Origin of the sequence: Carboxydothermus islandicus, assembly GCF_001950325.1 — a bacterium.
In the GTDB taxonomy this organism is placed as follows: domain Bacteria; phylum Bacillota; class Z-2901; order Carboxydothermales; family Carboxydothermaceae; genus Carboxydothermus; species Carboxydothermus islandicus.
The window spans coordinates 45,753-54,982 of sequence record NZ_BDJL01000010.1 but is presented as its reverse complement, the minus strand read 5'-3'; the positions used below and the strand labels follow the sequence as shown (position 1 = coordinate 54,982).

General features: G+C 38.0%; 4 protein-coding genes and 1 CRISPR repeat array. All 4 genes read left to right on the top strand.

The features are described 5' to 3' along the window. Positions 1-611: 611 nt before the first annotated feature. Positions 612-1,585: a CRISPR direct-repeat array (repeat unit 30 nt; unit sequence GTTTTAATCGAACCATTGTGGGGTGGAAAT). A 280-nt stretch (positions 1,586-1,865) separates the two neighbouring features. The 4 genes from ciss_RS02865 (at position 1,866) to ciss_RS02850 (ending at position 9,214) form a co-directional block, all read left to right on the top strand. After that, positions 1,866-3,392, top strand: a complete 1,527-nt coding sequence (locus tag ciss_RS02865; RefSeq protein WP_075864809.1) for a hypothetical protein — start codon at positions 1,866-1,868, stop codon at positions 3,390-3,392. Between the two features lie 28 nt (positions 3,393-3,420). Further along, a complete protein-coding gene (gene cmr1 / locus ciss_RS02860) occupies positions 3,421-4,743 on the top strand; it encodes a type III-B CRISPR module RAMP protein Cmr1 (protein ID WP_075864808.1) in 1,323 nt (440 codons plus the stop codon). 183 nt (positions 4,744-4,926) lie between these two features. Next, the gene (locus tag ciss_RS02855; RefSeq protein ID WP_075864807.1) at positions 4,927-6,072 is read left to right on the top strand and encodes an RAMP superfamily CRISPR-associated protein; all 1,146 of its coding nucleotides are present in this window, start codon (positions 4,927-4,929) and stop codon (positions 6,070-6,072) included. Further along, positions 6,065-9,214 carry a hypothetical protein gene (locus ciss_RS02850; RefSeq protein WP_075864806.1) on the top strand — a complete coding sequence of 1,050 codons (3,150 nt, stop codon included), beginning with the start codon at positions 6,065-6,067 and terminating at the stop codon, positions 9,212-9,214. The genes ciss_RS02855 and ciss_RS02850 overlap by 8 nt, the downstream gene beginning before the upstream one ends. Positions 9,215-9,230 lie beyond the last annotated feature (16 nt).

Genomic DNA, 9,230 nt, shown 5'->3' with positions numbered 1-9,230 from the left:
TATTGGTCTACAAACAAGAGGTTATTAGATTTTGGGACTGCTGGCAATGGTTTTTTTTTACTAATCCTAACTCTGCACTTTTACCTTGCCAAACTCTGCACTTTTATTTTGCCATAAACACATTAGCATTTTAACCTTGAATTTTAATTTTGCTTACCCACAAAAAATAGAAAAAATAAGAAGTGTTCAAACGGGTGCATTGCCCAAAAAATAGAACCGGCTGTTTTGAGGCAGCCGGTTAAAAATTTTTAAGCATGAAAGAATGGTTGGAAAGGTGGATAGAATAATATTTAAGCCTCCAGGCGAGACTTGGGGGTTTTAATTTTCTGGATACGATGCCAAATAAAACGCATAATAGACAAATATATGGAAATACTTAAAATATGGTCTTATAACTTAACATTAACTCTAAAGTTACTAACTTTAAAGTTAGTAACTCTTTTTTGTAGGCTTAGCAGGAAAATTCAGGAGAAAGTCGAATTAAGTAGTAAATAATAAAATTAGAGAACAAAAAGTCGTCGCTGCCCGGGGATTTTTGCATTATCGGAGGTCGACGACGATTTCAAGGTCTTCACACCCTGGAAGCCTTGTTTTTTAAGGCTTTCAGGATGGTTTTAATCGAACCATTGTGGGGTGGAAAGCTTTACAAGAACAACCGTGACTATTATATGCTAAAGGTTTTAATCGAACCATTGTGGGGTGGAAAGTTTAAAAGTAACTGGACCGTGTACTCTACATCATCTACGTTTTAATCGAACCATTGTGGGGTGGAAATATTTATATCTGGTAAAAACATACTTCCTCCTCCTGCCCGCCGGTTTTAATCGAACCATTGTGGGGTGGAAATGTACGGCTTTACAACAAGTATTTACCGGAGGTTGACGGTTTTAATCGAACCATTGTGGGGTGGAAATAAAAAGAAGTAAATTTAATCTTAGCGGAAGTAAAAGAGTTTTAATCGAACCATTGTGGGGTGGAAATGCTTTATTAGCCAGAAACTTACTCAAAGCAATCCTGAGTTTTAATCGAACCATTGTGGGGTGGAAATAAAAAGAAGTAAATTTAATCTTAGCGGAAGTAAAAGAGTTTTAATCGAACCATTGTGGGGTGGAAATCTATGAGATATTGCTGCTTCTTTTCGCCCAGTAAAGGTTTTAATCGAACCATTGTGGGGTGGAAATGTTTCACCTGCCCGGTTGCGGGAGACGATTATCTCCGGTTTTAATCGAACCATTGTGGGGTGGAAATTAATAAAGTATGCGGTCAAACAGGGACGCAAACAAGCCAGTTTTAATCGAACCATTGTGGGGTGGAAATCTAAAAGCCAGATCAAGGCTTCTCTGTTCAAGAATAAGTTTTAATCGAACCATTGTGAGGTGGAAATTCTGGTTTGTAACGGCAAACCGGCAGAAGCCTTTGACGTTTTAATCGAACCATTGTGGGGTGGAAATCAATAATTATTGAAATACTTACATACGACAAAATTCGTTTTAATCGAACCATTGTGGGGTGGAAAGGCAATATTTACAACTTTAGATTTTCTCTCGTTCCCGTAGTTTTAATCGAACCATTGTGGGGTGGGACGCTGCAAGAAGTAAGAAATGTCAGCTTTTGCTGTTTTAATTGAACCATTTTGAGGGTTATATTCGCAGTTTTTGAGCAGGGAAGTATTTTACTTTCCCTGCTTTTAATTTTTGGGCAGTATTTTCTGCCGCAAAAAATTTCTGTAAATTTAAAATGAAATTTGGCAAAAAAAGCGAAATAAAAGAGGAATTTCCTTAAATATGGAGAATAATGTAAATTATAATTATTAAGAAAAAATACTATTAAATATTTACCGGCTGCAGAAAAGCGGGGTAGTGTTAATGGTAAAACCACACATAGCTCAAGGAAGCAATCTGGCAGGGGCATTTTCAATTTTTATTTACCCTTTTTTCTTTTCCCAGGATAATTATCCGGAAGTCCTTCAGAGGGTCTTGGACGACCCGGTTTGGAGTCTGGATATTACAGATCTTGATGATGATAAAGATTGGAGACACTTACGTTATTTTTTTCCTTATGTGCGAAAATTTCTTTTTCCTACTGCAGGTCTTGCCCTTGAAAATTTACTTGCCTTTCCTCCGGAGAAACTTAAACTTTCCAGCGAAAAAAGAGATAAATTACAGGATTTATCTTTGAGCCGCCATCCACGTAAAAAAGAATCGCCTTTAGAGATTTTAAGTTCCTGGTCGGTAGTGCGCTGGATCTGGAGTTTTGCTAAATCTTCAGAAATTTTAAGAGATTTTCATTTTCGCGGAAAGGAAGCGGAATTTAAAAAGGTCTCTCTCTTATTGTTTCCAACAGGAGTAGGGTTATTACTGATCGAAGCTATGCCCAAAGAAATTCCTAAAATAAGTTTTGTGCGGCAATTTAACAAGAATTTTGCAACAATCGATAAATTAAGTTATGGCAGGATAAAATTAGCTGAGCTGGAATTTAAAACTGAAGAAAATTCCAGAAAAAAGCTTTTAAAAAATATCATCCAAGAAAACTTTTTAGGTTTTTTACCAGAAGAATTAATCGAAAAAGGAAGTTATGCGTTAGGTGAAAGTTTTCTTCTTTATTACAGTGTAGTGGGTAAAGAAATTGAAAATAGAGAAGAACTTGAAGAAGCATTTGCCGAGTTTCTTGGAGAATCAAGTGAAGTAGGAGACCTAAAATTTTCTGGAGTAAATACTTTGGGGAAATTTGATAAAAACGGAGCAATTGTGGTAGTAGGTCGACAAAAAAATACAGGGGCAAACGCCCAAAAACTTCTGGAGCAATGGCGGACAATTTATTTTGATATTTTTTTGCATGCGTTGTACCATCGCCTCAGTTTACTCCAGTTCTCATGGGAGTTAAGCAAAATTGATGAATTGGTGGAAAATGCCGAAAAAGTCAGTTTACTTCACTGGCGTTTTTTACAGTTTACCAATAAAGCGTGGTTTGGACATTTGACCAATACCGACTATGGAAACTATATCTGGAAATATTGGAAAGAAGTGATGGAAACCGAGCGGCTATACGAGGAAGTAAAAACGCAGCTTAAAGAACTGGATGAATATTTAGAACGAAAGCAGCGCGAACGGGGAGAACGGCTGGTTCAGCTTCTTACCATTATTGGTTTTCCGGTGACCTTTGTCTTAGGGATTTTTTCTACTGGATTTTTTGCTGTGGAAGGTTTAAAGCTATCCTGGCAGGTAGCGATAAAGGTTGCTTTTTTTACTACTTTTATCTTAATGATTTTAACCATGGGGTATTTGGGTTGGTTTAAAAAAAGTTTAAGAATACTAAGAAAAGGGTTTAAAAACTTTAATTTTCAAAAACCACATTTACCTAAAATCACCAAAAATAAAGATTTTTCCTGTTAACCTTTTTGGGATTAAAGGAGGGGCTATTTTGGGGAAAAAACTGAATCTTGAACTTTCCACACTTACTCCTCTTTGGACCGGTGGTGTGGAAGGAAAATGTGAGAAAATCCAGGAAACAGGGATTATAGGTTCGCTGCGCTGGTGGTATGAAGTGGTAGTCCGGGGATTGGGAGGTTGGGCCTGTGACCCAACGGAAAAAACCTGCAATTTTAATGCGGAAAAATTTAAAAAAAATAAAAATCTGGCCGAGGCTGGTTTGTGTGATGTGTGCCGGGTATTTGGCGCTACCGGCTGGAAAAGAGCTTTTAAATTAAATTTTAATTTTGATAAAGAAAGTAATGATTTATTTTTTAATAAAGAATTAAAAATAAGAATAGAAAACAATAAAGGGTGGTTTTATAAAGGAGGATTATTTTTTAAAAAAGGGATGCTAACAATTGAACCAAATCATTTTGTCTCTAACCAAGAACAAATTTTACAAAAATTAAACTTAATTATTAAGCTTATTAATGACTGGGGAGGATTAGGCGCTAAAACTCAACAAGGATACGGTGTAGTAAATAGTGATAGCAAATTTGACCAGCAAACAGTGCTTTCAGCACTGGACTCGATTATTAATACTAAGCACTCGAACAATAATAATTACCCGAAAAAAGCTAATTTACCACGTATAGATGAGTTCTTTTTTAGTAAAATTCGATTTAAGATTGACAAAGTGGAAAAAATTTTTGCTCAAAATAATATTCGGTATTCTGGTAATCTTGAAGATTACTTGAACAAAAATTTTATTCCCATAGCCCCTGTTGTTAGGTATTATTTACGGGGGTTATTGCGGGAAAAATTATTATTTAACAATCAGCCCAATGCAACTGCCAGGTGGCGATTACTTGGGGTTATAAATGGTTCGTACCATGATCTCGATTATGGGAAAATTATTTATTATTGTAGCAATTGTAATAAAAGATGGGATCATAACCCTAAGAAAAGAGAACATCAAAATTGTAACGGAAAACCATATGAATTATGTACTTCTTGTAAGGGAAGTGGTGAAAAATTAAAAAATAAAAAAATAAAAATGGAACGATATAAATCATTAATAAATGTTTCACATGCATATAAAGTTGGAGAAAATGAGTATGAAATGCGAATTTGGGGATGGATTCCAAAAGAATTACCAGGTAAGATTCGAAGAGATACGGTTCTTGATAATTTAAAGAATTGGATGGAAAGAGATAATGGGGAATTGTGGAAAAAAATTGGGTTTCTCAATATCTCATCAATTGAATGGCGAGAAAAAGAAAGCAATGAAGACGGTAAAAAATTTTTAGAACGTTTGCTGGAAATAGGTTAGGTTTTTACAATTTCAGTGGAAGTCAAGGCTAATTTTAAAATCTGCTTCCTAAAATAATAAGTTAAAATTATGCATTTCTTAAAAAATGCTTAAAACGCAAAAAAAAATGATATTTTATGACAATGTTATGAGGTTTATTACCAGCGAGAATTTTTTAAAAGCCTCGCTAAGGAGGATAAATCGATGAGCAATAAGATAATGGAATACAGTGATTATATCATTGAAAATAAGCAGAATGATGAGAGAAAAATTTTCGGGTTTAAGAGCGGCGGAAAAAAACAGCACTGGTTTAAAGATTTCGAAATTGCCAGTATCTTGCGTTATGCGTATGAAAGTGTTGGAGAAGTAAAAAAGTATAGAGATAGTATTTTAAGTTTTTACCATAATAGCCTACTTCGAGAATTTGCGATTCCCGATGAATATTTTAATCAAGTATCAGAAATCTTTGATCCCGGGCATATGTTCCAGGAACTGCAGTTAAAAGCCTGGCTTCCACCTTTTAGTTTTGCCATCACCCTTACCTTTACCATGAAAAAGCCGTATTTTTCCAGAGATGATACCAATTTATACGTTATCGATAATCCCCTACGCAAGGATTGGGTTTATAAAATACCGTATATTGCGCCGGGCCAGTGGAAGGGGACATTACATGCAGCGATGGTGCGATTGCTGGCCGACTGGTGGCATAATCAAAGCGACGAGGAAGAGAAATTTTTGCAGCGGCGGCTTGGCTTGGTACGTCTTTTCGGAAACGAGCAAGAGGTCGACGGGGAGGAAAAAGAAAATTTTGAAAGTTTTTTAGACCAAATTGGAGGAAAAGAGCTGGCTATAAGGTACCGGGAGAGATTAAAACAACTTTTAAACGACGGCCACCGGCGCGGACGGTTAATGTTTTATCCCACCTTTTTTCAAAAAATGGGCTTGACAGTAATTAATCCTCACGACCGGGAAAGCGGTGCGGGGACTCAACCGATATATTTTGAAATAGTCCCGGAGGGTGCCAGCGGCAATTTTAGTCTGCTGTATGTTCCCTTTGACCGGATAGGTGGGAAAGAAACGGAAACGGCACGGGAAATGGCCGAAGACCTTTCCCTGGTGGCTGAAGGACTAAAATATTTGTTTACCGAATTTGGTTTTGGCGCCAAAACTTCCAGCGGCTTTGGCCTGGCTGAAGTATTAAAAGGAAAGTTGGCGGTGAAATTACCGTCTGCAACACAAAGTTTGAAATCGGGAAGAATGTTTGAAAATTTTGCTGAACTATTAAAACAAGCCAATGATTTAAAAACTTTCGCTGAAGATTGGTCGGAAGGAGGGGGAAGGAATGAATGATGTAATTAAATACCGAAAGGGAGTTCTTTTAGCCTGTGCCGGTGCGCTTTTACATAATTTAGGCAAGGTAAGCCGGCGGTTTGTGGAAATGCAATTAAATCATCTAGGGCAAAATACTTATTATTATCAAAATATTATTGGGCTAATAAATAACAAGTACCAAACGGAAAAAAAATTATTTCAGCAAACAGCAGGTAATAAAAATATAAATCTTTCAAAACTTGGCGGGGCCAATGATCTAACCGAGCAAGTGTTTGATATAAAAACCAAAAAAGCTCTCTCCCAAAAAATTGAGGAGTTGCCTGCCCCCTTTACTGACCGAGAGTATCTAATTGGCGATTTAATTGAATTTTTAGGTTTAAGACCGTTTCAATTTTATAAATATTATAAAATTTTTACTGAAAAATTTTTTCCAAACGGTTCGCGCTTAACCCATCTAATGAACCGTTGCCATCACGGGGCTTCCGGTGGAGAGAAGGATAAAATCTTTGAGTTGCAGCAGCAGCTTCCGTTGTATCTGGCAACGCCTCTTGGCTTTGAGAAACTTGCGCCGGATCTTGAGGAATATGACTTAATTCAAGCTAAAGTGGAGGAGTTAATTCAAAAGTTTTTAGGCGATGCGGCGGACAAATTTTCTTTAACCGAATTTATGAAGGAAATCGAACCGTTATTCCGGCAGGTTCCTGCCGATACCCGGAGGGGGATAAACGATGTTACCGTCTGGGATATCGGTCATACCGCAATGGCTTTTTTTAAAGCTGGCATCTGGAGTTGTAAAGGTAAAAATTTAAGTCATGAAGATCTCGCTAATTGGCAAAGTGTTAATCATCCTCGCTGGCGCCTCTGGCGGGTTGGGCTCGATGGTTTGGATTTTTTAAGCGGTGCGGTGAGTGTAGCGGATCTGCGGGTGCGGCAGCGGAAGTTGGAGGAATACCTGGATAAAATTAAATTCTTGGTGGAAGAAGAGTATCCGGTAGCTACCGAAATCTACCGGGATGAAAATGGCAGTATTTACATTTTCCCCAACTGGGAAAAAGATAAAAAAGATTATACAAACTTTTTAAACTTATTAAAAATTGAAATTAAAAACAAAAACCAAAATAATGATTTAACATTACCCGAAGTGTACGGGTTTGAACCGGAGTTAGAACTTTCGCAAGATGAATTCCACAACCATCCAGAATGTAAAAATAACAACTGTAAAGAGGACAAAAATGAATCTAATACTAAAGTTAAGTATATAGGAGATGAGGTGGAAAATTTAATTAAAAAAACGCCGATGGCCAATCCGGTAGCGGAAGCATTTTCTGAAGAAAATGAGCCTAAAATGGATGTTTGCCCCTATTGTGGCGTGCGGCCGATTGGCGGCGGTTTAAAGCCCGAAGATGAAAAACTTAAGGAATTAGCCATTAAAAATAAAAGCTGCTGTGTTTGCCTGCACGAACGGGAATCTATTGCCAAAGATTGGTTGGATAAGAAGCTTTTTAGCACCATCTGGATAGATGAAACGGCGGACGTTAACGGACGGGTGGCTTTGATTGTAGGGAAATTTGGCGTGGAAAAGATGCTGGAGAATTTGGTATATCCTGGTAACATTGACTTAATTACAGCTTCGGAATTATATAAAACGATAAAAACGATAAAAAATATTCAAGCTACCTCCTCCGATTCCTTCGCGCGTTTTCGCCGGATATGGGAAACTACTGCTAATTTCTGGCGGGAGATAGCACCGGTAGAAAAAGATTTTCCAGACTTGCATAAGTGGAAAGAAAGCCTTCTTAATTCCTTAGCCTCCGGGGTTATCAAAAAGGAAGAGTGGGAGCGGCGGTTATTGATAGAGTTAGAAGGAATAAATAGTGAACTGCAAAGCCATAGAGCCTATGAACTAAAGATTTCGGGTACCCAAATGGGGGTGGTGTGCTTAAATCCCCAAAATGCCAGGTTTATTTCTGTTGAAAATTTAAGGTACATTGCCAAAAATTTAGGGGCGTCTAAAAAAATCTGGCAGTCGCCGGCGGAGGCTTCCGAATTTTTGCAAAAAGAATTAGTAAATAAAGCGGTTGAGCTCCTGGAACCTTCGTCCTATGGCCAACCGAGAAAAACGAAGGGAAACCAGATTACGATTAAATCGGTGCAAATTGCACCGGATACGTATTTACCGGTCATTCCAGTATTAGCGGAGCCGCGGGTTTTTGCCGTTTTAGTTCCGGCCCAAAAAGCTCTCTCCTTCGTCAAAGGAATCAAGGAAAAATATGAAAAAGAAATGGGAAAAGTAAGGGGGCGTCTGCCATTAACTTTAGGAGTGGTCTTTTTTGCCCGACATACCCCATTAAGTGTGGTGCTGGATGCGGGTTGGCGTCTTTTAAAAGGTCTGGAGACAAAAGGACCAAAGCGGTGGAAAATTGTTAAGAAAAACGATTATGGCTGTAGTTGTTTATTTAATTCTGAAAGTAATTATTATTTAGCCCATCCTCAACAGAAAGTTTGGCCGGCAATGGTAGAACTAACTTTAAAATTAAACGATGCAGACCTTGAAAAAGAAATTTCCTGGCGGATGCCGACCACTGCAGGGAATAATTGTACCTTTGATATCTGGTATCCCTGGGTTAAGGTAAACTCGATCCAGGGTAGCCGGACTTTGATGATGAAGGAACCGTGTTCAAACGGTGGGCAGTGGGTTCATGTCATGGATCTTGAGATTGGGGATGAAATTGAGTTTTATCCTTCAACTTTTGATTTTATCTTCCTTGACCATGCCGGTCGCCGTTTTGAACTGGTTTATGGGGAAAAAGGCTTGCGGCAAGGCCAGAAAAACCGGCCTTATTTTCTGGAGGAAATTGATTATCTGGAAGAGCTCTGGAAGGGGTTAAGCGGTGTTAAGGATGTAAGTAGCCGCCAGCTTCATCTTCTCTGGCAAATGCTTTTAGAAAAATGGCAGGATTGGCAGATTGAAAATGCGTCGGAAGAAATATCCGGTGTCTGGGAAAAGTTTGTAGAAAGTGCTTTAATCCAGGGGGGATGGTTTAAAGATCAGAAAAAATATCCAAAACTTAAAGAAGCTGCTGTTAAAGGGATTTTGTTTGATGTGCTGGAACTTTATTTGAGCATTTTGAAGGAAGAACCGGTAAAGGAAAAAAATTAAGGTAAAGGTGAGGAGG

Excerpts from the sequence above, each read along its gene's own strand:
- ciss_RS02865 (WP_075864809.1), top strand. The coding sequence starts at position 1,866 with ATGGTAAAACCACACATAGCTCAAGGAAGCAATCTGGCAGGGGCATTT.
- ciss_RS02855 (WP_075864807.1), top strand. The coding sequence starts at position 4,927 with ATGAGCAATAAGATAATGGAATACAGTGATTATATCATTGAAAATAAG.
- ciss_RS02850 (WP_075864806.1), top strand. The coding sequence starts at position 6,065 with ATGAATGATGTAATTAAATACCGAAAGGGAGTTCTTTTAGCCTGTGCC.